General features: G+C 52.1%; 20 protein-coding genes. 8 read left to right on the forward strand and 12 right to left on the reverse strand.

Annotated features, from left to right (window positions below):
• Nucleotides 1–38: 38 nt before the first annotated feature.
• The 3 genes from MKY96_RS14145 to MKY96_RS14155 form a co-directional block, all read right to left on the reverse strand.
• Complete coding sequence (locus MKY96_RS14145) at nt 39–1,628, reverse strand: ABC transporter substrate-binding protein (RefSeq protein ID WP_340941164.1); 1,590 nt, start codon at nt 1,626–1,628, stop codon at nt 39–41.
• A 214-nt stretch (nt 1,629–1,842) separates the two neighbouring features.
• Nucleotides 1,843–2,142: an iron-sulfur cluster assembly accessory protein gene (locus tag MKY96_RS14150; protein WP_340941165.1), complete on the reverse strand. Its 300-nt coding sequence runs from the start codon at nt 2,140–2,142 to the stop codon at nt 1,843–1,845.
• Nucleotides 2,143–2,248: 106 nt separating this feature from the next.
• On the reverse strand, nt 2,249–2,920 hold the full coding sequence (locus tag MKY96_RS14155; RefSeq protein WP_340941166.1) for a Crp/Fnr family transcriptional regulator: 672 nt from the start codon (nt 2,918–2,920) through the stop codon (nt 2,249–2,251).
• Nucleotides 2,921–3,067: 147 nt separating this feature from the next.
• On the opposite strand from MKY96_RS14155, the gene MKY96_RS14160 reads away from it, so the two are divergent.
• From MKY96_RS14160 to MKY96_RS14170, 3 genes are read left to right on the forward strand one after another with little or no spacing between them, the layout of a single operon-like run.
• On the forward strand, nt 3,068–3,406 hold the full coding sequence (locus MKY96_RS14160) for a cupin domain-containing protein (protein WP_340941167.1): 339 nt from the start codon (nt 3,068–3,070) through the stop codon (nt 3,404–3,406).
• 15 nt (nt 3,407–3,421) lie between these two features.
• Nucleotides 3,422–3,811, forward strand: coding sequence for a cupin domain-containing protein (locus tag MKY96_RS14165; protein ID WP_340941168.1), 390 nt, complete (start codon nt 3,422–3,424; stop codon nt 3,809–3,811).
• Nucleotides 3,789–4,547 (forward strand): class I SAM-dependent methyltransferase, encoded by a 759-nt coding sequence (locus MKY96_RS14170; protein ID WP_445671484.1) that lies wholly within the window; start codon nt 3,789–3,791, stop codon nt 4,545–4,547. The genes MKY96_RS14165 and MKY96_RS14170 overlap by 23 nt, the downstream gene beginning before the upstream one ends.
• A gap of 68 nt (nt 4,548–4,615) precedes the next feature.
• On the opposite strand, the gene MKY96_RS14175 is transcribed toward MKY96_RS14170, so the two are convergent.
• The 5 genes from MKY96_RS14175 to MKY96_RS14195 all read right to left on the reverse strand — a co-directional run bounded on the left by MKY96_RS14175 (nt 4,616) and on the right by MKY96_RS14195 (nt 10,646).
• Complete coding sequence (locus tag MKY96_RS14175; protein WP_076077639.1) at nt 4,616–4,939, reverse strand: hypothetical protein; 324 nt, start codon at nt 4,937–4,939, stop codon at nt 4,616–4,618.
• A gap of 102 nt (nt 4,940–5,041) precedes the next feature.
• On the reverse strand, nt 5,042–6,517 hold the full coding sequence (locus MKY96_RS14180) for a 6-phospho-beta-glucosidase (RefSeq protein ID WP_340941171.1): 1,476 nt from the start codon (nt 6,515–6,517) through the stop codon (nt 5,042–5,044).
• A 34-nt stretch (nt 6,518–6,551) separates the two neighbouring features.
• Nucleotides 6,552–8,450 carry a beta-glucoside-specific PTS transporter subunit IIABC gene (locus tag MKY96_RS14185; RefSeq protein ID WP_340941172.1) on the reverse strand — a complete coding sequence of 633 codons (1,899 nt, stop codon included), beginning with the start codon at nt 8,448–8,450 and terminating at the stop codon, nt 6,552–6,554.
• 109 nt (nt 8,451–8,559) lie between these two features.
• Nucleotides 8,560–9,396, reverse strand: coding sequence for a BglG family transcription antiterminator LicT (gene licT / locus MKY96_RS14190; protein ID WP_340941173.1), 837 nt, complete (start codon nt 9,394–9,396; stop codon nt 8,560–8,562).
• Nucleotides 9,397–9,683: 287 nt separating this feature from the next.
• Nucleotides 9,684–10,646 carry a DMT family transporter gene (locus MKY96_RS14195; RefSeq protein WP_340944564.1) on the reverse strand — a complete coding sequence of 321 codons (963 nt, stop codon included), beginning with the start codon at nt 10,644–10,646 and terminating at the stop codon, nt 9,684–9,686.
• Nucleotides 10,647–11,255: 609 nt separating this feature from the next.
• On the opposite strand from MKY96_RS14195, the gene MKY96_RS14200 reads away from it, so the two are divergent.
• Genes MKY96_RS14200 through MKY96_RS14210 form a run of 3 tightly spaced genes read left to right on the forward strand, consistent with a single transcriptional unit; the run spans nt 11,256 to nt 14,833 of the window.
• Complete coding sequence (locus tag MKY96_RS14200) at nt 11,256–11,963, forward strand: hypothetical protein (RefSeq protein WP_340941174.1); 708 nt, start codon at nt 11,256–11,258, stop codon at nt 11,961–11,963.
• Between the two features lie 18 nt (nt 11,964–11,981).
• Nucleotides 11,982–13,667 (forward strand): vWA domain-containing protein, encoded by a 1,686-nt coding sequence (locus tag MKY96_RS14205; RefSeq protein WP_340941175.1) that lies wholly within the window; start codon nt 11,982–11,984, stop codon nt 13,665–13,667.
• A gap of 26 nt (nt 13,668–13,693) precedes the next feature.
• Nucleotides 13,694–14,833 carry a toxic anion resistance protein gene (locus MKY96_RS14210; protein WP_340941177.1) on the forward strand — a complete coding sequence of 380 codons (1,140 nt, stop codon included), beginning with the start codon at nt 13,694–13,696 and terminating at the stop codon, nt 14,831–14,833.
• An 88-nt stretch (nt 14,834–14,921) separates the two neighbouring features.
• Here MKY96_RS14210 and MKY96_RS14215 read toward each other — a convergent pair whose 3' ends face one another.
• On the reverse strand, nt 14,922–15,845 hold the full coding sequence (locus tag MKY96_RS14215; protein WP_340941178.1) for a helix-turn-helix transcriptional regulator: 924 nt from the start codon (nt 15,843–15,845) through the stop codon (nt 14,922–14,924).
• A 230-nt stretch (nt 15,846–16,075) separates the two neighbouring features.
• On the opposite strand from MKY96_RS14215, the gene MKY96_RS14220 reads away from it, so the two are divergent.
• The gene (locus MKY96_RS14220) at nt 16,076–16,924 is read left to right on the forward strand and encodes an ornithine carbamoyltransferase (RefSeq protein ID WP_340941179.1); all 849 of its coding nucleotides are present in this window, start codon (nt 16,076–16,078) and stop codon (nt 16,922–16,924) included.
• A 160-nt stretch (nt 16,925–17,084) separates the two neighbouring features.
• Nucleotides 17,085–18,386: a DUF5050 domain-containing protein gene (locus MKY96_RS14225; protein WP_340941180.1), complete on the forward strand. Its 1,302-nt coding sequence runs from the start codon at nt 17,085–17,087 to the stop codon at nt 18,384–18,386.
• A gap of 76 nt (nt 18,387–18,462) precedes the next feature.
• On the opposite strand, the gene MKY96_RS14230 is transcribed toward MKY96_RS14225, so the two are convergent.
• The 3 genes from MKY96_RS14230 to MKY96_RS14240 form a co-directional block, all read right to left on the reverse strand.
• Nucleotides 18,463–19,587, reverse strand: coding sequence for a DUF4179 domain-containing protein (locus tag MKY96_RS14230; protein WP_340941181.1), 1,125 nt, complete (start codon nt 19,585–19,587; stop codon nt 18,463–18,465).
• Entirely contained in the window at nt 19,577–20,113 is a 537-nt protein-coding gene (locus MKY96_RS14235; protein WP_340941182.1) for a sigma-70 family RNA polymerase sigma factor, read from the reverse strand. Before MKY96_RS14235 ends, MKY96_RS14230 begins: the two co-directional genes overlap by 11 nt.
• Nucleotides 20,114–20,554: 441 nt before the next feature.
• Nucleotides 20,555–21,787 (reverse strand): aminopeptidase, encoded by a 1,233-nt coding sequence (locus MKY96_RS14240; RefSeq protein ID WP_340941183.1) that lies wholly within the window; start codon nt 21,785–21,787, stop codon nt 20,555–20,557.
• Nucleotides 21,788–21,899 lie beyond the last annotated feature (112 nt).

Here is a 21,899-nt window from a genome sequence, read left to right on the forward strand (position 1 = left end):
GTCCTATTGTTCGTATAAGCTATAACCGAGCTGTCAGGTTATTGGCCTGAGTTCGCCAGGAATTCATCAATCTGACGCTGCACCTCTGCGATGATGGTATCGATACCGGCGGCCTTAACCTGCTGCTGGAGCTTGGCCAGACCCGCGTCTACATCCTTCACCGTTCCGTATTCCAGCGGAATGCCGTATTGCAGCATCACATTGCCGACATTGGCCACCTCTGTCTTCACCTTGCTGTTGTCGAAGACGAAGGTCTCCAGCGGATAGTGATAGACCTCCTTCTCCCATTTGTCAGTCAGAGCGTTCGCTTCATCCGGGAAGGAGGCATTATCCCGGTTCAGCGGGGAGTTGAAGCCCCAGTTCGAGAAGCCGGTGTAGTTGGCATTCTTCTCGGCGTTCGTGAATTTATCTTCGCCGACCGGATTATAGTGTACAGCCGTGATGCCGTTCATCATCAAGTCATGCAGCTCTTTGTCGTTTTGGAGCAGATCAATCATCATCAGCGCACGTTCCGGCTGCTTGGAGGTGGAGTGAATCGCTACGCCGTTCTGCGTAGAGACGGCCACGGATTTTTTCTTATCCGGGTTAATATCGGCCAGAGCCAGCTCATACGGAGAGTTCTTCTCCCGCATATCGGTCATCAAGGCGCCAAGCGTACCAAGATTGTGGGTGATGGAGGCTGCCTTGCCGGCCTTGAATTCCTGCTGATGATCCAGCTTGCTGTTCAGTGCGCTCTTCGACCAGGCGTTATTCTCGGCCAGATCTTTATAATAGTAGACAAGCTCCTTGAATTCAGGAGTCTCATATAAGTTGAACACTTTACCGGCCGGATCATCCAGCTTGAAGCCCATCGGCAGATCGAGGTCGAACAGATTCCATTCGTTCTGCTGCTTGAGCAGAATCCGGTCCAGATTATGCAGCTTCCAGTCGCCAGTCTCCGGTACGAATGGAGTAACTCCCTTCTCTTTTCCGGATATAGTCTTGAGATAGTTGGCGTACGCCTCCGGGCTGTTGATCTCCGGCAGATTATATTTTTTGCGCAGGTCTTCGCGGTACAGAATCAGCTTCTCCACGGTTTCGCCGCGGTTCTGAGGCACCATATACAGCTTGCCGTTCACCTTCGCCTGACCCCAGGCTACCTCAGGCATCGCCTTCCAGGTCATCGGAGCATATTTCTCCAGCAGCTCGTTCGTCAGCTCCAGGAACCCTCCCTTGAGTGCCTGGTCGTTATAGCCTGCCCAGTTGGCGGCATAGATCAGATCGAAGTCCTCGTTAGCCGCCAGCTTAAGCGGATATTTCTGCGCCCAGTCGGACCAGTCCAGGAATTCGGCTTCCAGTGTGGCGTTGATTTTCTCCTTGAGCTTCTTATTGATCTCCCCGAATACCTGATCGTAATCAACCGGCTTCGGACCTACGAAGATCATCTTCAGGGTTACAGGCTGGGATGTATCCACTGCACCGGCATCCTTGGCTGGCTGGGCATTCGTTCCTGCAGCTTCCGTTGCTGCGGCTGAGGCCTTCGGCTCCGCTGCGTTCCCTCCGGCATTGCCGTTACCGCCTCCGCACGCGCTAAGCAGAGAGATCATCAGGATACTGGACATCAGTGTCATTGCTTTTTTCTTATTCACTAGAATTTCCCCCCAGCTATATGTGTGTGTAATCGCTTACAAGAACAGTATAATAAAAAATCCGCGCTCCGCTAATATAGGCATTCAACGATAATGCATACTTTTGCAACGACTTTTAGCCCAGCACAAAAAGACGGCACCGTCTGACCAGCCGGGTGAGGCTGATTCAGACAGTGCCGCCCCTAAGGCAGCACAGATCATAGTTAACTGCTGCTTATTTCTCCAGGAATCCGGTAGACGGATTGGTGATGAAGAAGCCTTCCTGCGGCACATAGAAATACTGAATCCAGACGCCGTCTAGCAGCGGTTCGCGCTTATCCAGCAGAATCTCGATATCCTTATCTGTAGCGACCACTTCATCGTGCTCAGTAGGTGTATCCAGCGCTACATCATAGTGCCCGTGATCTCCGTGATTCTGGGTGATGACCACGCGGATTTTCTTGCCTTCCGCTTCCGGGCTGTTCAACATATCTTTTAGAACCTTAGCTGCATTGCGGTTAATTTTTACTTTCATCCTTTGGCGACCTCTATTCTACTTAGTATGAAATCAGAAATTCATTATAACATATTATAAGGTGCTATCAATAATTAAGTGGTTATTCCAGTGAGGATACCACAGATCACCACCTTAGCTCATAGTCTACCGTAAGCAGCTCAAACTGATTCCGCGTGAACCGGATGAGCCCGTCCTGCGCCATCCGCTGCAGCTCCCGGGATAAGGCGCTTCTGTCCACCGTCAGATAATCCGCCAGGTCACTTCTGCTGAACGGGATCTCGAAGGCGGGCGAATTGTTTTTGCGGGCCTGAATGCTCAGGTAGTGAATGATCCGCTCCCGTAGCGATTTGTGGGAGACCAGGTCAAGCTTCTGATACATCGAGCGGTTATTCTCCAGCAGCAGTGCCAGCATATTCTCAATAATCCGGCCGCGAAGATGGCAGGTCGTGTGCCCCGGACGGATGATGTTGTTCATTCGGATGAACAGAATCCGGCATGCCGACCCGGCTATCGCCTCATAGCCGCTGGGCTCCTGCTCCTGACGAAGCGCTGTTTCCCCGATAATCTCCCCGTCCGCAAGCTCTGAGAAGATGAAGCGCGTGCCGGAGCTGTTCTCCTTGCAGAGCAGGACATTCCCCTCCAGAATGATGCCCGCCGCCTCCAGGTACTCCTCCTGCTTGAAGATGAAATCCTTCCTGCCGAAATCCTTAATCGACCCCTGCAGACAACCGAGCGCCTGCTGCACCTCGCTGCCCCGGAATCCTTTGAACAGGACTGTATTTTGAATTTTGTTCATATATTGCTGCAAATTTATCCGCCTCCTGTTGCCATGGCAACAGAGTCATCTTAGAAACTCTGCTACAATTCAATAAATGAGAACGATTCTCACTTTGATTCTCATTATATCAAATGGTAAGCATCAAGCAATATACAGGAGGACATTATGAGTGAAATCAAGGAAGGAACGGTCGTTCATTTCAGTCACATGATCAGTATCCGGCCCTATCAGATTTCCAGCAGAACACTTCACTTCCCTGAAGGTGCTGCCACCACTGCCGAAGCCCCGGACTGGGTGCTGTACGGCATGGACACCGGCGAATCTATCAGCTCGGAGACCTCGCCCAGATCCAAGATCATCCACGTTCTGGAGGGTGAGCTTCACATGCTTGTCGCTGACCAGTCCTGTGCATTAACCGCCGGAGCAGCAGTCATCGTGCAGGCCGGCACCTGGCATGAGTTCAATGCACAGAGCAGCTGCAAATTCCTGCAAATCAGCATTTAACCTGGAGGTAATCATATGGAACAAGAACAAAAGCAATTTATTAAAAGACTCCCGCAAGCGGAAGTCATGGATCTGCGCAAAATCATTACCGTAGAGCAGGAGCAGGTATCCAGCCTGACCCTGGTTCAGCGCTCAAGCCTTGCCATGACACTGATCTCTGTAGATACAGGTTCATCGATTGGCGGACATTCCTCTCCCGGCGATGCCATGGTCAATATTCTGTCAGGCGAAGCACGGATTACGATTGACGACAAGCCTTATACAGTACGGGCAGGGGAGACCCTTATTTTACCCGCCAATATTCCCCACGCGTTGTATGCAACAGAAGCCTTCCAAATGCTGTTGATCGTAGTGAAGCCGGAGAAGAAAGGATTGAGACATGTTGAAAAAGGAAGTCGGTCATAATTTCCTCGCCAAGCTCGGTAAAAAGCGGCTGCGGCCCGGCGGTGTCGCTGCTACGAACTGGTTGATCCGGCATGCGAAGCTAAATAAGGACAGCCGGGTACTGGAAGTAGCCTGCAACATGTGCACCACCTCTATCCAGCTTGCGCGGGAGTACAAATGCCAAATTACTGGAATCGATATGGACCCCAGGGCGCTTGCGAAGGCAGAGCAGAACATCAGAGGTGCGAAGCTGGAGGAGTATATTAATGTTAGACAAGCGAATGCGATGAAGCTCCCTTTTGAAGATAACAGCTTCGATGTCGTCATTAATGAAGCCATGCTGACGATGCTGAACCAGGCGGCGAAGCAAAAAGCGGTAGCCGAATACTTCCGTGTCCTGAAGCCGGGCGGTGTGCTGCTTACGCATGATATCACTTTTGCAAAGGAGAATATGGCGGAGGAGCTGGCAGAGCTGCGGAAAACCATTCATGTGAACGTAGAACCGCTGCCTGTAGCAGACTGGGAAGGCCTGTTCAACAAGACCGGCTTCAAACGGGTTGAGCATGCAACCGGAACGATGTCGCTGATGAGCATTAAGGGGATGATCCGGGATGAAGGGGTGGCCGGTACGCTGCGTATTTTCAAAAATGCTCTCAAAAAGGAAAACCGCGCGCAGTTTAAGAAAATGTATACCTTCTTCAACACCACAGGCAAGGACCTGAATTATATCGCAGTATGCAGCAGCAAAAATGATTAACACAAGAAGCTGTCCCAACCAGCCATATTTCACGGCTTGCGGGACAGCTTCTCCTATGTGTACTTTTATTATGAAGCGTTCTGATTCGACAGGGCGGCTAACACTTCATTCGTGACGTCCTTGCCGCCCTTGAAGTTAGTGATAAACGCGCCGATGGAATAGATCGGTCCCCAGGGAATCCCCCACCAGCCCACAAAGAAGGTCAGCAGGGTGTACTTCAATCCTTTTTTGACGGAGCCCTCGCCCGCCTTGATGAAATAGATGCCCGAGCTACGTCTGAACGTCATCAGGACAACTGAGAAGCAATAGGTGTAGATCACGAATTTGCCGCCTTGCTGAATCTGGCTCATTATATTGCCGCCGTCCATGTTCTCGATCCCTTTTATGATCATAGGAAATCCCCTTTAATGTTTATTAATAATCATATACCGTAGGGATGACGGACTGAAACAGCAGACAGATATTTGTAAAAGTGAGCTGACAGCAGGCGCGGATTACTCCAGCTCAGCTCCGTTACTGGCGATTACCCTTTGATACCAGAAAAAGCTGTCTTTGCGGGACCGGTCCAGAGTACCCTTGCCTTCGTTATCCTTATCCACATAGATGAAGCCGTAGCGCTTCTTCATCTCTCCTGTGCCTGCACTGACCAGATCGATGCAGCCCCAAGAGGTGTATCCGATCAAATCCACACCGTCAGCCAGCGCCTCCCCCATCGCCCGGACATGCTCCCTCAAGTATTCGATCCGGTAATTATCCTTGATTGAACCGTCTGCTTCTACGGTATCTACTGCGCCAAGCCCGTTCTCCACCACCATCATCGGCAGTCCGTAACGGTTGTAGATATGATTCAAGGACCACCGCAGGCCTTGCGGGTCAATCTGCCATTCCCAGGCACTTGCCTGCAGATACGGGTTCTTCAGACCCAGCGACATATTGCCGCCAATCGACTCCTGATCCGGGGCTGCACTCACGCAGGTGGACGAATAGTAGCTGAAGGTGTAGAAGTCCACACAGCCTTCCTTAAGAATCTGCCCGTCACCTGCCTCCATCTGCAGCTCAATCTGCTTCTCCCGGAAGTATCGCAGCGCGAAGCCCGGATAAGCACCTCTCACCTGAACATCGGAGCAGAGGAAATTACTCAGATTATCCTTTTGCTGGGCCAGCAGCACATCCTCGGGATTACAGGTCAGCGGGTAAGAGCACATGTAGGCAATCATACAGCCGATCTGAAAATCCTTATGAATCTCATGTCCCAGCTTCACGGCTCTGGCACTGGCGATGAACTGGTGATGAAGCGCCTGGTATCTTAGCTGCTCATTGTCAGTTTGCGCGGATGCCGTCAGCTCGGCATTTCCCTCCGGCTTCATCGCCCCGGCCATGAATGTCCCGAAGGGCATGGTAAGAATGTTGATCTCATTGAAGGTCAGCCAGTACTTCACGCTGTGCTTGTAGCGGTTAAAGATCACCTCACAGTAACGGACGTAGAAATCGATCGTTCTGCGGTCCGCCCACCCGTTATAGGCTTCAGCCAGATGGTAAGGTGCTTCATAATGGGAGATCGTCACCAGCGGTTCGATCCCGTGCTTGTGGAGTTCGGCAAACACCCGATCATAGAACTTCAGCCCTTCTTCGTTCGGCACGGCATCATCCCCGTTCGGGAAGATCCGTGACCAGGCGATGGACATGCGGAACACCTTGAAGCCCATCTCGGCGAACAGCGCGATATCCTCCTCGTACCGCTGATAGAAATCAACCGCTTCATGACTCGGATAATTAGCCCCGGCTTCCAGCACCGGAGTAATTCTCCGGGAGACCGTATGCGTTCCCGCGGTCATGACATCTGCTGTGCTTAACCCCTTGCCACCCGCATCGAACCCGCCTTCGAGCTGATTCGCAGCCGTTGCCCCGCCCCACAGGAAATTTGCCGGAAAACTTCTGTTGTTCACACTTACATTCACGTTGTTATTCATATTCGTTCCTCCTGAGATTGGATTAGGATACCGGTTAGATCATGACGGTCAGCAGATTCTCGCGGTAATCGATGCTCTTCTGGTCCGTCTCAATGACATCGAGATACTCGCCGGAATTGGAGATGATCACAGGCGTGGTCAGCGTATAGCCCGCCTCTCTGATCGCGGCAACGTCGAACTCCATGAGCAGCTGGCCTTTGGTGACGGTATCACCTTGCTTGGCCCGGGGGGTGAAGTGTTTGCCCTTCAATTTGACCGTGTCCTTCCCGACATGAATCAGAATATCGACCCCGTTATCACTGGTGATGCCGATCGCATGGCCGGAGGCGAATAAGGTGGTCAGTACCCCGTCAACGGGAGAGTACACCTTGCCTTCCAGCGGTTCAATCGCTATCCCTTTGCCCATTGCGCCAGTAGAAAAAGCTTCGTCCGTCAGCTCCGACAAGGCTCTGATCTGGCCCTTCAGCGGACTTCCCACCGTCTCCTGCTTCACCAAAACGCTCCGGGCAGTCCCGCCGCTCTTGCTCTCCGCCGCTTCCTCATCCTTGAACCCGGAGAAGAAGACAAGAATGAACCCGAGAATGAAGCTGATTACAATGGCGGCAATCGCGCCGTAGAAGCCTTTATCCATCCCGTCAGGACTAATGTAGCTTGGGATACCGAAGATCCCCAGACCGCCGAGAATATAGCCTTTGGTGCCCATCAGACCAACGATACCGCCGCCGACCGCCGCCGCGACACAGCTTAAGATGAACGGCTTCTTGCGCGGCAGCGTAATTCCGTAAATGGCAGGCTCCGTAACTCCGAAGATCCCTGAGATCATAGCCGGAATCGACAATGACTTCAGCTTGGCATTCCTGGTGCGCAGCATAATTGCCAGCACAGCACCGGTCTGGGCAAACGAAGCGCCGAAGGAAGCCGCCAGAATCGGATCGGATTTCAGTACAGCCATGTTATTGAGGGCAATAGGTACCAGACCCCAGTGCAGCCCGAAGATCACAAAGACCTGCCAGAACGCGCCTACCAGCAGCCCCTCAATAACCGGACTGAGGTTGTAGAGGAACAAGGTTCCCTGCCCCAGCAGCTGTCCGGCCCAGGTGGAGACCGGTCCGATGGCAATCAGCGCCAGCGGAACGGTGACCAGCAGGGTGAAGAACGGGACGAGGAAGGTACGTACCACGCTCGGCGTCACTTTTCGGAAGAAGGCTTCCAGCTTGGAGCCAATATAAGTCGAGATGATGATCGGAATAACGCTGGAGGTATAGGACATCAGGATGACCGGAATCCCCAGGAAGGTAATGTACACAGGCGATTCAAAGATTGTTCCGCTAAAAAGCGTGTACAGCGGTTCGCCCGCCGCCGTGATCGTGCCGAAGGACGGGTACACCAGCGTAGCGCCTATCGCCATCCCGATAAAGATGTTGGATCCGAATTTCTTAGCCGAGGTATACCCCAGGAAGATCGGGAAGAAATAGAACAGGCAATCCCCGAGCGCATTCAGAATCTGGTAGGTCCCCGACTCCTTGGTAAGGAGTCCCACAGTTAGAAACAGGGCGGTGAAGCCCTTGATCATCCCGGTCGCAGCCAGTACGCCAAGGGTCGGCGAGAATACGCCGGAGATCATGTCGATGAAGCTGTTGAACAGACCCATTTTCTCGCCGGAGGCTGTCTCTGATCCGCCTTCCTGCAATCCGCCCGCTGTCATCACCTGGGCATAGACCTCGGACACATGATTGCCGATCACGACCTGATACTGGCCGCCGCTCTGAATGACCGTTACAATTCCATCCATGTTTTTCAGCACATCTGTATTCGCCACCGCCTCATTCTTCAGCTTGAAGCGCAGACGGGTCACGCAGTGGCTGAGTCCGTTGATATTCTCCTTGCCGCCGACATGCTTGATAATATCCTTGGCTAGTGCCTCATATTTCATAGTACATCCTCCCGTTTCCTGATGAATGATAAGCAAAAGGCGAAACCATCCCGGCAGCTTCCTGCCTGATTTGGTTTCGCCTGCATGACCAGTAACAATCCAAGTGGTTTTATTCAGTTTGTCTTTGCGTTACCCGCTGAATGTGAATCGTCAGATACAGAATTTCTTCATCCAGGAGCTTCAGGTCCAGATACTTCTCGATTTTGAGCACACAGTTATGCGCCTTCCTGTATTTCATCCTCACCTGCTTGAGCAAAAAATCGTCCACGGACTCCTCAGACTCCTGCTTGCGCGAACGCTGGAAGAAATACCGCAGGTGGGTGATGAAGCGTTCGTAGCTGACGGTATGCTCATCAATTTCGTTGTTATAGGAATACTTAACAATATTGAGGATGTCATCAATCTGCTGGGTCTGCCTGGTAAGATCTGCAATCTTGTTGCCCGAGCTGTTCATTTGCGCATTAATCAGATGAAGTGCAATGTTCCCGGCTTCATCCTCCGGCAGGCGGATACGCGTATCCTGCTCAATCATCCCCATAGCATGATGTCCGATGGCATACTCCCTCGGATAACAGCGCTGAATCTCCCAGAGAAGCGGATTGTCATTATGGATGCCCTGCTCATGAAGCCTCAGCGCATGAGTCAAATGATCCGTCAGAGTCACATAGATATAATCGCTCAGGCGGGCTTTCAGCGTCTGCTTCGCATACTCGATAATGTCATAGCTTAAGGCTACATATTCGGCGGGGGCATCCGCCATTAAGGCCTTGAATTTCTCGGACGCGTCATTTCGCTTCAGTACAAATGTCTTCTCGATCAGAGAGACATCCACCGGATCACCCGGGCTCTTCTTGAAGCCGATGCCGCGTCCCATAACAACCAATTCATCCTTACCTGAATCCTTGGCAATAATGGCATTGTTATTGAAAATCTTCTCGATAATCAACCAAGCTGCCCTCCTTTACCCCGAATTTCATTTGGCACTGCTTACAGGATGTTAGCCGGGTCAAGGAATCCTTACGGCGTCCCGCAGGGCCCTTAACATAAAGAAAGGCAAAACCCAAAACACGTGACCATGTTTTGGGTTTTGCCTTTGCAGTAACAATCCCAAATTCAGAATAGCACTGAATTATACTTTTGGCAACAAAAATGTTTACGCTTTCATAAACTATCAACCTGCAAAGAGGAGTGCCCCCTATTCGCAGGGAACACTCCTCTTCTCTCCGCCTGAACTCAGACCGATGACGAACTCACAGCCTGGGTATTTCCATTTCCCCACCGCAGCTTATACAGCTCCGGCAATACGACACCCAGCAGCACCAGCACCACTCCGGTCCATTGCAGAAGACTTACATGCTCTTGCAATACGAACGAGGACATTAAGACAGCCACAGGCAGTTCGACGGCTCCCAGAATACCGGCCATACCGCCGCCGATATGCGGAACCCCGATAGCGAACAGCAGCGGCGGGATAAAGGCGCCGAACAAGCCCAGCAGGAAGCCGAACAGCAGCAGCGGTCCCCATAGCATGCCGTTAAACAGGAAGGTCGGCGGGAACAGGATACACAGCAGCACCAGGCCGCCAGTGACCATCCAGGCACTCCGGTAGGCCGGATGGGCCGATGGAACGGCTTTGCCGCTGAAGATAATGAACATGGAGTAGCTGACTGCCGATAGTAGTCCGAGCATCAGCCCCAGCAGGTTAAACTCGGCAGCTCCCTGATTCAGAATACCTGCAGCCAGCAGGGTTCCGCCGAACAGCAGGATCAGCGTCAGCACCGTGATTTTGTCAGGGCGTTGACGTTTGCTGACCGCCTGAATCAGCACACTGATCCAGGTGAACTGGAACAGCAGGATAATCGCCAGCGAAGCCGGAATATACCGGAGCGACTGGTAATACAGCAGACCGGTAACCACGGTTGGCGCACCGGCCAGCATCAGCAGCACTCTGTGCTTCCAGGTCAGCCGGGTGGCAACCGCCTTGGCGGGTGCCGTAAGGTTCGCTGTGCCGCGTTGTTTGCGGTTCGCTCTGAGCTTGGTATATAACGCAAGCAGCCAGGCGAGAATACAGCCGGTTAAGAGCTGGGTGCCGACCACCTCTCCCAGCTTGTAACCCTGCCCGTAGGCCAATACAACAATCGTTGATAAAATGCCGTAGCTCATAGCGCCTACAAGTACGGAGATTAAGTATTTCATATCTTTCATGTCTGTTAGGCCTCCTGAATCTTCTGTTTCGTCTGAACTTGCATTACAGCCGCAACATGCAAAAAATCCTAACTCCGGGACAGGGACCACTGGTTCATGGTCCTTATCATCGTAGTTAGGAAGAGTAGGCTTCCTGTAGAAACCCCCGCCCTGTGAAAGCTAAATAGCTGCGGGGTTATACGAGAACAATATAGAGTTATGAGTTAAGTGCCGGGTTGACGACTCTTCATATGTTACACGCCAAGTAAGCTGGCGTCAAGCCTTAATTCTTTTAAATTTGAAATTCAGGGGACATAGACCTCTGTTTAATCAATTCTCTAGCCATGAACAATAACAAAGGCAGAACCTGCTCTCCCAAATTATGATAAAATATAACTCAATTCAGCAGATCATTCGAAAGGAGCCTTACATATGGTGAAGACCCGTCCTCAATCCGGCGCGATCGTAAAAATTTGAAACATTGACAAGTTTCGATACGTAGCAGTCTGTAATAGCCTTCATTCCAACCCAATTCATGTGATTCAAGCTGCTATCCCCAAATATACTTCTATGGAGGAGGTGTAGATCCTGAACAGATCCGGGCCCGTTAAGCTCCTCGGCATGATTGCCGGAGTTGTCATCTTAAATGTCATCGTTCTGTCTCCCGGCCTGCTCGGTATCGAGATCGGCGGAAGTCCGCTGGAAACGGCATCGGCAGTAACCCTGCTAATCATCAGTCTGCTGGTCGTCCTATACGGGAGTTACACCTTGCTCTTCAGACCTCCGGCTGCCACGCCCGCCAGCGTGCAATTAGAGACGCGGGAGGACTACATTGCCGGCCTGAGCCGCCACCGGAATGTGAAGGTGCTGAAGGACGATATCTCCCTCGCCCTGGATCAGATCGAGCGGATTGAGAAGAAGAAGTCCGCCCTGCTCCAGGTGCTGAGCCGCAGGTTCGATCCGGCTGAACTTAGCTTCCGCAAGTTTCATTCCGTCATTATGGAGGTTGAGAAGCTCTTCTACCTGAATATCCGGGGGCTGCTGGGCAAGCTCAGTGTATTCGATGCTGCGGAGTTCGCCAGATTCAGTGCCGGTAACGCTTCAACCCGGTTTTCCAGCTCCCTGATTCAGAAGAAAACCGCGTTATACAACGAATATCTCTCCTATGTCAAAGGCAGCCTCGGGGCCAATGAGGAAATTCTGCTGAAGCTGGATCAGCTGCTGCTGGAGATTACCGAGCTGGGCAGCGCAGATTATAGCAATGTGGAAGACATGCCGTGCATGCAGGAATTGACCGCCCTGATCGGGCAGACGAAACTCTATCAGTAAGGAAAGGGAGATGAACCTATGAGGAAAGGCAAAACACTGTTCATACTCGGCATTATCGCCGCATCCGTCTTCGCACTTGTCTATTTCGGTATTACCTTAACGTCCAATCTGGGCAAATCCAAGACAGAAATCTCTGCCGAAGACGCCGACAAAAGACTAAACCGCATCTATAAGGATATCAACGTGACCAGTGCTGAGCCTGTAAAAGGGCAGATCGATCTTGATCCGGCATCCATCGGCGATTCATTGCCCGATATCTCCAAGTTCCCCATCTCCGTAGAGAGCACCACGGACAGCTTCGTCGAGATTTTCTCCTCCACGGAGAAGTCAGGAACAGGCAATGACGGCTGGCTGAATGAGGTCGCCGCTGATTTCAACGCTTCCAATCCCGTGGTTGACGGCAAGCCGGTCTCTGTCGCCATCCGCAATATCGCTTCAGGAACGGCCGCCGATTATATCCGCTCCGGCAAATATGTGCCTGACGCCTTCACCCCCTCTAATGAGCTATGGGGCGAGATGGTCAAAGCCAGCGGCGTGCAGGCCGAATTGGTTACGAAGCGCCTGACCGGCAACGTAGCCGGAGTGGTAATGAGCAAGCAGAAATACGATCAGCTGGTCGATAAATACGGCTCAATCAACGTGAAGACGATTACTGATGCCATTGCGGCTAATGAGCTGGCGATGGGGTACACCGATCCTTTTGCCAGCTCCACGGGGCTGAATTTCCTGGTCACCGCACTGAGTACGTTCGACAGTACGGATCTGCTGGAAGATAAGGCGGTTCAAGGCTTCGAGAAGTTCCAGGCCAACGTGCCCTTCATCGCCTCCACCACCCTGCAAATGCGGGAAGCGGCGAAATCCGGCATGCTGGATGCCTTCGTCCTTGAGTATCAGACCTTCGTCAATGCGAAGGATCTGACCAGCGGCTATGTATTCACCCCGTTCGGGGTAAGACATGACAGCCCGCTGTATGCACTCGGGCAGCTGCCGCCGGAGAAGCTGGCGATCATCAAGAAGTTCGGCGAATTCGTCCAGCAGGATAAGTACCAGAAGACGGCTGCGGACAAGGGCTTCAACGGCCAGGCGGACTACGTCTCCGAGCTGGCACCGGTTGACGGTGCCATTCTCTCCTCAGCCCAGAAGCTCTGGAAGGAGAAAAAGAACGGCAGCAAACCGATTGCGGCAGTGTTCGTAGCCGATGTCTCAGGCAGCATGGCCGGCGAGCCGCTGAACCGTCTCAAGGAGTCTCTGCTGAAGGGCCAGAAATTCCTCGGCAAGGATAACAGCATCGGCTTTGTCTCCTATTCCAGTGATGTGACCATCAATCTGCCCATCGGCAAATATGACACCAATCAGCAGTCCATGTTCGTAGGAGCGATTAACAGCCTTCAGCCTGTGGGCGGCACGGCTACCTTCGACGGGTTGGTGGTTGCGATGAAGATGCTGAAGGATGAGCTGGCCGTGAACCCGGATATGAAGCCCCTGATCTTCGTGCTTAGCGACGGGGAGACCAACGAAGGCCATTCCCTGGATGATATCCGGGGCCTGATCGAGACTTACAAAATTCCGGTATACACCATCGGGTATAATGCCAATATCAAGGCACTGGAGAGCATTTCCAGCATCAACGAGGCGGCCAATATCAACGCTGACACAGAGGATGTAGTTTACAAAATCGGAAACCTGCTCAACGTGCAAATGTAGACTTTATATTCTGAAGGAGGGTTCATATGTCATTCACCATGGAAATTCCCAGCCCCGAGAAGCTGAAATCGGTCATCGAGGAGCAGGTCCAGCCGGAGCCGGAGGAAGTCACCCGGCTTAAGGAGCAGGCGATTAATAATGTCTCCAGTATCCTGGAGCTGGACTTCGAGTCTCTCGAGAAACGCAAGGCCGTGCTGCAGTCGATTGACAGCTTCGGGATGGGCACCATGCGCTCCTCGTCGGAGAAGAACTCCCTGCTTCAGGTATCGGTGGGCAATCTGTCCAAGACTGGGGATGAAGGCGGCCAGGTCGCCAAGGGATTAACCGAGCTGCATCAGCAGCTCAAGGATCTGGACCCCAGCGCGGTCGATTTCGCCAAAAGCGGGTTCCTCGGCAAGTTTTTCCACCCCCTGCGTAATTATTTCGCCAAATATCAAAAGGCCGATGCCGTCATCTCAGATATTATTCTATCCCTGGATAAAGGCAAAGCCGTGCTGAAGAATGACAACACAACCCTTGAGATTGAACAGCAGACCCTGCGGGAGCTGACCAAGCGGCTTAAGAAGGAGATTCAGCTCGGCATCCTGATGGATGAGGAGATTGAGAAGCAGATTGAAGCTGCCAAGCAGCGCAGTGAAGATGAGGATAAGGTGCGGTTCATTACGGAGGAGGTCCTGTTCCCGCTGCGCCAGCGGGTGATGGATCTGCAGCAGATGCTCGTGGTCAATCAGCAGGGCATTATGGCCATCGAGGTTGTCATCCGCAACAACAAGGAACTGATCCGTGGAGTCGACAGAGCGAGGAATGTTACGGTATCTGCGCTCAAAATTTCGGTTACAGTAGCCAGCGCCTTGTATAACCAGAAGATCGTGCTCCAAAAAATCGAGCTGCTGAACCAGACCACCGACAATCTGATCAGCGGCACCTCCAGAATGCTTAAGGAGCAGGGTGCAGCCATTCACAAGCAATCGCTCGAAACCAGTATTTCGGTCGATACGCTGAAGCAGGCCTTCACCGACGTCCTCTCTGCCCTGGATTCGATCAGCACCTACAAGCAGGAGGCGCTCCCCAAGATGCGGGAGACGATTACCCAGTTCCGGGAGCTGGCAGATAACGGGGAACAGCAGATTCAGCGGCTGGAAAAGGGGAATACGCTCGGGCTGTAGCAACGCTACCCATATTTAACGCAAAACAGAGCACGGTGGAAGATTCGCCGGTGCTCTGTTTTTTTGCTGTCTATTTTCCTTTTGCTGCCTACTTCCCTGTATTCAGTAAGCCTGTCACCATTCTGCTCAACGTCCCTTGATCGATGAACGGGGCCAGGCTTGCCAACAGATCCGGGCTGAGCTGATCCGCTTCGACTTCACTAAGCAGCTTCTCAAGCTTCCCCCTGTCCAGAAAAGGAGCGAGGCCTATGAGCCCGTTTCCATCGACAGTACCTTCTGCCACCCGGTCCACTAGAAGACCTAACGTCTCCCTGCTAACAAAGGGGGCCAGTCCTTGAATGGAATTCCAGCTGGGGCTGTCCCCTCTGGCTTGCTTCACCAACCGGTCCAGCTGTTCCCGTTCCAGAAACGGGGCGATGCCCACAAGATTGTTCACCTCTCTGGAACCGTCTGCTGCTTGATCAACCAGCTGGCTTAAGGTGCTGCTGCTAACAAACGGGGCAAGTCCGGAAATGACATTCCAAGCCATTTCTTTCTTTTCAGTCAGACGAACCAGTTCATCCAATGTCCCCCTTCCCAGGAACGGGGCCAGCCGCATAATTACATCTAACCTAAGGACGCTGCTGTCTATGCCCTCTGTAACCTTATTAAGGGCACTTGCTTTTACAAAAGGTGCTACTTCAACAAGCTCTTCCATCTCCAGCTTACCGGTATTGACCAGCTCTGCCACCTGGCCCGGCCTGTTCTCTGCGAACTTCTCAACAATCAAGCCTATGTGCGGGTGCTCCCGGCTGTCTGCGTGGTCTCCTGCATTCAGAATATCGTCTACCGTTCTGCCGAATAACCTAGCAACCTGCGGAAGTGTTCCAATATCCGGCAGCGAGTCGCCCCGCTCCCATTTCGATACCGCCTGATGACTAACATTCAGTTGATCGGCAAGCTCCAGCTGGGTCCAGTCCTGGTCTTTGCGAAGCCGCGATATATAAGCCCCAATTCTACGCAAGTCGAGCATGCTATCCCTCCAAGATCATAAAATGTACAGTGCGCACTGTTGAAAACAGCATAGCATTTCAGTATACATATTCCTATCAATCGCTGGTTGAACAGCCGCATCCCCTCTGAATTCAACTGCCGGTAGAATGTACTCTTTAACATTAAATGGGTTGTATATTATTCCTGATTATTGTATATTTATTCAACCGGCAATTATTGCTGATTTCTCATCTACCGGGGGATACACCGATGCATTTTTTGAATATCAACCAGCTTACTTCAGAGCAGATTCTGGATATCTTTGAATTAACCGACCGGCTTCGTCTGCGAAAATCAGAACCGCTGCTCGCAGACAAAACCATGATTCTCTTCTTCCCGCAGACCAGTCTGCGTACAAGGGTCAGCTTCGAGAAAGGCATCAGTGATCTGGGCGGGGCCTGCATTACCTTTCCGCCGGAGACGCTTGACAAGAAAGAAGCGCCGGGCGATATCGTCCGCTACCTGGAGAACTGGGGGGATGGCATCATTGCCAGAATCCCGGATCTGTGCAAACTGGAGGAGCTGTCTTCACACGCCTCTGTTCCCGTTATTAATGCAATGACCGCACATAATCATCCCTGCGAGATTATGGCTGACCTGTATGCTCTGCGCACCCTCCGGGACAACTACCGGGAGTTGACCTACACCTTCGTTGGACCGCCCGGCAATATATCAAGAACTTGGCTGGAGGCGGCGCAAGCCCTGAATCTATCCTTCCATCATGTCTGCACGCCAGGTCATGAGATGGCCAGCGGCAGTCACCCGGGCTATACCTTTCATACGAGCCTGGACAGCGTGTTAGCGGAGAGCGATGTGATTCTTACCGATTCATTGCCCAAGGATTTCCTCACGCCGGAGTATATCAGCGCCTATCAAATTACACTGGACCGGATGAAGCAGACAAGACCCGGAGCGCTGCTGAACCCCTGTCCTCCCTTCTTCCGCAATGAGGAGGTCAGTGAAGAGGTGATTGCTTCGCCATATTTTGCCGGATTCGGGTTCAAGAAAAGCCTGATCTATCTTCAGCAGGCCATCCTGATCTATTGCTTATCCCATTGATGCTACCGGACCACGAGTCCCAGCGCAACGGTTTATTTTCTCTTTCATGCAAGCCTTTTAGGGCTTAAGCTGTATATTCGAAACGGCGGGTTTCTCCGATATCTTATTAGAACAGGATTTGTTCGTATGTTCACCACATTGGCTGAAGGGGAGAATGACTATGAAGGCTTTACACTTACTATCCAGAAAAACAGGTGTCCTTCTGCTTGTACTGCTACTGGCGTCACTCGGTACAGTTGGGGGAGGCAGACCGTCACACACGGCGGCAGCGGCTGCTTCTACGAAATCATATGTGTATTATGTCTCTAACGATGTTCTATACCGTGTAACGACAGATGGAAGTGAGACACAGAAGATCGCAGAGAACTATGACGGCAACGGATTAGACTCGACCGGGAAATATCTGTATTTTTACTATGATGGCGCTATGGGGATACAGCGTCTGTCCCTCAGCGATCCTGATGCTTTAATTACTAACTTCCTCGGGGACCGGAATATCCTCTATTACCTGTTCGATGGTCCTTATCTGTACTTCCTGGATGATACAGGCCACATCTACCGCACCTTGGCCGACGCTGACGATGATTCACAGCTTACACTGATAGCAGACAATGCCGATGTGAATTTCCGGACCTTCGACGTCTTGAGCGGGCGGATCTACTACAATGCGCTGAAGAACAACACAACCTGGGTTGCTTCGAGGTCCCGCGACGGGAGCGGGGTCATTCAGTGGATTGCCAGCGGAGCTATTCAGAAGAGCAAATTTTATCATCCATACGCTACAAGTATTAACCTTATGATTGACAACAAACCTGCCGAAACCGAGTATTCTCTGAACTCCATGGTGCTCTATACCCTCCCCCTTACCGGTGGATCTCCCAAAGCAGCCAATGCCAATAATCCGCTTCAATCCAACGCCGCTATTGCCGGTACCTGGTCCGACCATTATTTTCTATTCAACAAAGGCATTAAAGTCGACGCCACCGGCGATGAGCTGGACTATAACACCGGCAAGGGCTTCCTGATCGATAAGAACGGGAAAATCCTGCAGCTCAGCCAGAACAGCGTGATCAGCATCAGCGAGATTGCCGCGAATAAGCTGGTCTATGCAGATTCCAAAGGCAAAGCCTACATCAGCACGCTGGCCAACGGCAAAATCACCTCCTCCAAGGCGCTGCCGCTGACGAATGTTCAAGATATCAGAACGGTTAAGAATGGAACGGCGCTAACCACCGTATTGTTCACCGCAGCCGATGCTTACGTCCTGAATGCCGATTCATCCTTGACCAAAATGACGGGCGTTGAGTCTGATTACTCTGTAATTACAGACAATATTCCCGGCTTGTATTACATCAATGGTCTGGATAACGATTGTCTGTACCGGTACAGCAATGACGGCAAAACCAAAATCAAGCTGTCCACTGGTCCGGTTAGCTACTTAGCACTGGTCTCCGCGAAGTAATATATTGAGAATAAGCCGGAATTTCCGATATCGGAAGTTTCGGTTTTTTTTTAGAGATGGGAATAGATAAAGGGATTCACGGCAGAATCGGCAAGTTAATCTCCCTGGTATTCTTGCCTGTACCTGTCTTCATCATCAAATGGATTGACTTCGGCTTATCCAGCAGATTGCTGCCGAAATTCTGTACAAAGCCTTCATGGGTGCCAGAGCCGAGCGACGACCCGATCTCGCTGTCCCCGTACTTCGTTATCGATTGAATTTTTTCCCCGTATGCGGCGCCAAATATCTTTTGCCTGTTCTCCCATGTAACCTCAGACTCATTTTTAATTTTGACTACAGTGCGGATCATCAAGGGGGAGAGTTCAACCTGCTCCAGCATCACCTGAACGCCCTCCAGCATGAAATCCTCCCCCGGCTGGACAATGACCGTCTGCTGCAGTTTGAATTTCGGGTCCAGCTTGAAGCTGATCTTGAGTCGCGGGGAATAATGCACATCAGCTACATTTACACCTTTCGCCAGATCTTTCATTTTCCCCTTGTCCATAGAGGCTATTTGGAAGTCTGCTTCCAGCTGCTCCGGGAACGGCTTGCTCCGGTCCAGATAGACTGCGCCTCGCCCGTAGAAAATACGCTTATCATCGTGTCCATTGTTTTTAGCATGGGCGCCGATCCCGCCCCCGTTCTCAAGATCATAGCCGGTTGCCGGATTCTTGATTCTCGCACTGCTAATACCATAGATCTCCTGTCCTTCCGCGACATTAGCTGTATACAAAAAGATGATTTTGTTCTCATCCGCCGTTACCGCATTCAAGGTAATCCGGTAATCCCCGCTGGCTGCGCTTTGATTAATTTCCTGAATATAGCCGTGCCGGATGGCCGTATCCAGTGTAGGCGCTTCTAAATCGAATTCATGGAGCCGCTTGAACATTTCCAGCCCGCCCCAATTCACTTCTCCGGCAGGTTGCGGTGCTGTATCATGAATGACCGGAATGAGGAACAGGATTATTGCGGCAACCGCGGCTGCGGCTAATCCGAGGAAGGAGCCTTTGGTGAGTCTGCCTTGCCAGCTTCTCCGGCGTCCGCGCTCGATCCCTGCCTGAACCGCCCCTCTGACCTCATTGCCCCCGCAGTCCACCCGTACCTCCTCACGCATACGCATCGCATCGGTCAACATCGCCTGCTCTTCTCTGCTACTGTTCATTCCATTCACCCCGGTTCTTCATAATTTCCCTCAGCTGCTTCAGGCCTTTGTGCTGCCAGGTTTTGACGGTTCCTTCCGGCTTGCCCAGCAGGACTGCAATCTCGGCCAGGGTCAGATCATTATAATATTTGAGCAGCAGCACATGGCGGTATTTCACCTTCACCTGCGAGAGCGCCCACTGCATTTCCATGGCATCCGTACTATTCTGGGTGACCCCCTCCTGCATATTCTCTGCGGCTGTAGGGACCGCCCTTTTTCTTCTGCGCTGCTCGTCTATGCAGACATAGATTAATATTCGGATCAGCCAGGTTTTGAACGCGCTGGGTTCCTTCAGGGTTCGCCGCTTCAACCAGGCCCGGCAGGTGGTCTCCTGGAGCGCTTCCAGTGCGTCATGGCGATTGCCCAGATAACTGTAGGCAATAGAATATAACTGGTCGCTGTGCTCCATCACCGCTTTGACCCAATCCGTCTCCTCGAGCGGCACGGCGGCAGTTACCCGCTTCATCTCTGCCCCGGACATCGTCATCTCTCCCTCTCCTCTCCATCACTTTTACATGAATTAGACGGAGAGGTTATGCAAACAGTTTTAGTCTGCGGCAAATATTTTATAACCCGCCTTCAACAACAGAAAAGCCGCAATCCCCGCTGCCGGGAATATTGCGGCTTTTCTTGTTATATAGGAAACTATAGTTTCCTGCTGCTGTGGAGAAGGCGTATTGGACCAAATGTATGTGAAAAACAGCATACGTTGTGCTCCCAAGCAGGCACTCGGCCTGAATGTATGTGAAAAACAGTATACAATGTGTTCGCAAGCAGGCATATGGACCGAATGTATGTGGATAACAGCATACATTGTGCTGCGCGCGGGCGTATGGCCCAAATGTATGCGGAAAACAGTATACATTGTACTGGTGCGAAGGTAATCCAATTCATCCGTTAGGATGAATTAGTTCCGTATAGGACGCACTTAAAGCACCCAATTCCCCTTACGGAACACCGGCTCAATCGTGCCGTCAGCCAGTTCTCCGTCAATATCAAGCGCATCGGAGCCGACCATGAAATCGACATGCGTGAGGCTGACGTTAGCCCCTCTGGCCAGCAGCTCCTCGCTGGTCATGGAGGTGCCTCCTTCAATATTCACCGGATAGGCGCTGCCCAGCGCGAAATGGCAGGAAGCATTCTCGTCAATCCCGGTGTTATAGAACACTCTGTTCAGCCGGGAGATCGGCGAATCATACGGCACCAGTGCCACTTCTCCCAAGTAGGAGGCTCCTTCATCCGTATCCAGCAGGGAAGTCAGGTGCTCGCGGCCGGATTCAGCGTCATAGGCCGTGACTTTGCCGTCTGTGAAAGTAACGGTAATTCCGTCGACGAGCCGCCCGTTCAGGTTCAGCGGAAGCGTACTCTTGACGGTACCATTCACGCCGGTGCGATGAGGCATCGTGTAGATCTCTTCTGTAGGCATATTGGCTACAAAATAAACGCCACGCGCGTTCTCCCCGCCGCCGCCACGCCACAGATGACCTTCCGGCAGCTCGACACGCAGATCCGTGCCCGGAGCGCGGTAATGCAGGCTTTTATAGCGCTTGGCATTCATGCGGTCCTGGCTCTGCTTCAGCTCGCCGATATGACTGCGCCAGGCGGCTACCGGGTCTTCGCTGTTCACACGGTTCATCTGGAACACCGCTTCCCACATCGCATCGATCCGTTCTTCCTCCGGCAGATCTGCGAACACCTTGTCCGCCCAGGCACGTGTCGGTGCCTTGATCAGCGACCAGCTGATTCTGCTGTTGCGGGTGTAGGCCTGGTATTTCTTGCGCGCAACCGCAGCCGCCTTAACGGCAGTGGATACCTTGGCCGAATCGATCCCGCGGAATAATTCCGGGTCCGGCACCTTTATATGTAATATAGCCCCGCCTTCTTCAGCGAATCCCTCCAGCATATCGGCATGCCACTGCGGATAATACCCGAATGATTCCTCAGGAGCCTTCTCGTAACGGATGCGTGTGACCGTTTCATCATCCCAGTCTACAAGCACGTATTTCGCTCCTGCGTCATAGGCCTTGCCTACAATCAGCCGGGTAAGCTCCGCTGTCTCCAGCGGGGCGTGAACCATCAGCACTTGTCCGGGCTGCACATTCACACCGACCTTCACTACCAGCTCTGCGTATTTCTCCAGCATCTGCTCAAAATCCTTCATTTCCTCTTCCTCCATATCTTCACTGTCTCTGTATAATTATAGCGGAAGACCGTGAAGATGGCACGTAATCTATGCTCTATGTACAACCGGAAGCTGAGCATGACGTAACACC

The organism is Paenibacillus sp. FSL R7-0302 (assembly GCF_038006885.1).
In the GTDB taxonomy this organism is placed as follows: Bacteria; Bacillota; Bacilli; order Paenibacillales; family Paenibacillaceae; genus Paenibacillus_AQ.

Excerpts from the sequence above, each read along its gene's own strand:
- MKY96_RS14195 (WP_340944564.1), bottom strand. The coding sequence starts at position 10,646 with ATGAAATACTTAATCTCCGTACTTGTAGGCGCTATGAGCTACGGCATT.
- MKY96_RS14185 (WP_340941172.1), bottom strand. The coding sequence starts at position 8,450 with ATGAAATATGAGGCACTAGCCAAGGATATTATCAAGCATGTCGGCGGC.
- MKY96_RS14160 (WP_340941167.1), top strand. The coding sequence starts at position 3,068 with ATGAGTGAAATCAAGGAAGGAACGGTCGTTCATTTCAGTCACATGATC.
- MKY96_RS14205 (WP_340941175.1), top strand. The coding sequence starts at position 11,982 with ATGAGGAAAGGCAAAACACTGTTCATACTCGGCATTATCGCCGCATCC.
- MKY96_RS14240 (WP_340941183.1), bottom strand. The coding sequence starts at position 21,787 with ATGAAGGATTTTGAGCAGATGCTGGAGAAATACGCAGAGCTGGTAGTG.
- MKY96_RS14225 (WP_340941180.1), top strand. The coding sequence starts at position 17,085 with ATGAAGGCTTTACACTTACTATCCAGAAAAACAGGTGTCCTTCTGCTT.
- MKY96_RS14175 (WP_076077639.1), bottom strand. The coding sequence starts at position 4,939 with ATGATCATAAAAGGGATCGAGAACATGGACGGCGGCAATATAATGAGC.
- MKY96_RS14155 (WP_340941166.1), bottom strand. The coding sequence starts at position 2,920 with ATGAACAAAATTCAAAATACAGTCCTGTTCAAAGGATTCCGGGGCAGC.
- MKY96_RS14230 (WP_340941181.1), bottom strand. The coding sequence starts at position 19,587 with ATGAACAGTAGCAGAGAAGAGCAGGCGATGTTGACCGATGCGATGCGT.
- MKY96_RS14200 (WP_340941174.1), top strand. The coding sequence starts at position 11,256 with ATGATTGCCGGAGTTGTCATCTTAAATGTCATCGTTCTGTCTCCCGGC.
- MKY96_RS14165 (WP_340941168.1), top strand. The coding sequence starts at position 3,422 with ATGGAACAAGAACAAAAGCAATTTATTAAAAGACTCCCGCAAGCGGAA.
- MKY96_RS14150 (WP_340941165.1), bottom strand. The coding sequence starts at position 2,142 with ATGAAAGTAAAAATTAACCGCAATGCAGCTAAGGTTCTAAAAGATATG.
- MKY96_RS14235 (WP_340941182.1), bottom strand. The coding sequence starts at position 20,113 with ATGACGATGTCCGGGGCAGAGATGAAGCGGGTAACTGCCGCCGTGCCG.
- MKY96_RS14220 (WP_340941179.1), top strand. The coding sequence starts at position 16,076 with ATGCATTTTTTGAATATCAACCAGCTTACTTCAGAGCAGATTCTGGAT.
- MKY96_RS14210 (WP_340941177.1), top strand. The coding sequence starts at position 13,694 with ATGTCATTCACCATGGAAATTCCCAGCCCCGAGAAGCTGAAATCGGTC.
- MKY96_RS14215 (WP_340941178.1), bottom strand. The coding sequence starts at position 15,845 with ATGCTCGACTTGCGTAGAATTGGGGCTTATATATCGCGGCTTCGCAAA.
- MKY96_RS14180 (WP_340941171.1), bottom strand. The coding sequence starts at position 6,517 with ATGAATAACAACGTGAATGTAAGTGTGAACAACAGAAGTTTTCCGGCA.